Consider the following 1,651-nt stretch of genomic DNA (forward strand, 5'->3'; position numbering starts at 1 on the left):
GACGGCGGGCTGCTCACCCTCGACGGGGCCAGCCGGGGCAACCTGTTCAGCGGGGGCGCGGACACACGGCCATGCTCGTACACGGCTCTGACAACGGGCCGCCGGGTCGGCCGTCGGGCCCCGCCCGGGTGCCGGACGGCCCTGTCGCTCCCTGCCGGACCGGGGGTGTGTGTCGGTGGTGTCCTCGATCATGTCCGGATGACTCTTCGAACGTATGACACCGAGACCGGGATCGACTGGCTCGCGGCGCCCCGCTGGACACCCTTCGGCGGATACAACGTGGTGATGGCCCGGGGACTGACCCCGGACGAGCTGGTGGAGCGGCTCGCGGCGCGGGCCTTCTGGGGGGTGCCCGCCGTCCTCGAACCGGTCGTCGGCGAGTACACCGCCGAGCAGGTCGCAGACCCGGACCTCTTCGATGCCGACTCCGACGTACACCTGCGCTACGGTGCGTACGCGGGCCTGTCGTTCGTGGTGATGTACGGCGCGTGGTGGGGCGAGTTCAAGGGGATCGGCCCGGTCTCGGCGGACGGCGCGCACGTCTTCCAGGTGACCTTCGAGGAGGACAACGGCAAGCCCGTGCCGCCCTTCTTCGAGTACCACCGGGACGGGAGCCCCGCCTGCTCGTTCAATCTGCACCTGGACGGGTCATGGGGATACGACGGTGTCGCCGGGGACCCGGAGGTGGCCGCGGAGGTGACGGCGGCCATGGCGGAGGCCGGACTGCCCGTCGCCGGCCGCGACGGATACACGGGCGAGGAGGACGACGAGCGGACGCGGTCCACCCTCCTGGGGATCCTGGGCCGTCTCTTCGACCTCTCCCTGCCGCGCGAGCGGATCCTCCGGGGCTCCCTCCCCACGGCCACGCTGACGACCTGAGCGGGGTCCCGCCAACGGGCTACTGGATGCTCTTGAGGTGGGGATGTCCCGGGTCGGCGGGGCAGGCGAAGACGTTCAGCTTGCCCCAGCGGCCCACCTGGACCCCGGTGGGCTCGGCGTCCGCGGCGACGGCCGGGTCCCGTTCCTCCAGCGGCATCCAGCTGCCGCTCCCGCCGTCCCACTCCTTGCTGTCGATGGTCAGCAGCAGTTCCATCGGGGCGGCCGCGCAGGCCGGGCACTCCAGGACGTCGGCGTCGGTCAGGTTCCAGGACGCGTAGCCGCCGGCACGCCAGCCGGGCGGGATGGACAGGTCGAACTGGTAGGTCGGCCAGTCCCATTCCTCCACCTCGGCTTCCTCGGCCTCCTCTTCGAGGGCCTCCTCCCTGGCTTCGATCCGGGCGCACAGCTCCTCGGGCAGCAGCCCTGCGAAGGGGTACGTGACCACCTGCTCGGGGTGCAGCACGCACGGCTCGGGTACGTACCCCTCGGAGCCCACGCGCTCCGGCACGGGCGGCTGCGCCAGCACCTCGACGACCTCCCACGACCGGCGCCAGCGCAGGTCCAGCAGCATGCCGGTCCGGTTCTCACCGTGCGCGTCGAAGGGGCACCAGAACACCTGGAGCAGATCGCTGTCGTCCGGCCCCGCGAGCAGGTCGGGCACGTCGCGGCGGTACAGCTGGGCCACACCGATCATCGGGAGCGGGTTGTTCTCCCCGCCCTCTCCGACAAGGACATCGAAGACCTCCGCTGGGCCCTGCGCACCGGCGCCGAC

General features: G+C 71.8%; 2 protein-coding genes. One reads left to right on the forward strand and one right to left on the reverse strand.

The features are described 5' to 3' along the window. The first annotated feature begins 198 nt into the window (after nt 1–198). Nucleotides 199–879, forward strand: coding sequence for a hypothetical protein (locus tag AB0O29_RS35720; protein WP_365160546.1), 681 nt, complete (start codon nt 199–201; stop codon nt 877–879). A 19-nt stretch (nt 880–898) separates the two neighbouring features. Here AB0O29_RS35720 and AB0O29_RS35725 read toward each other — a convergent pair. Then, a partial coding sequence (locus AB0O29_RS35725; RefSeq protein ID WP_365160549.1) for a hypothetical protein occupies nt 899–1,651 on the reverse strand: 753 nt, incomplete at its 5' end.

It is taken from the genome of Streptomyces sp. NPDC089915 (assembly GCF_040684675.1).
Classification (GTDB): Bacteria; Actinomycetota; Actinomycetes; order Streptomycetales; family Streptomycetaceae; genus Streptomyces.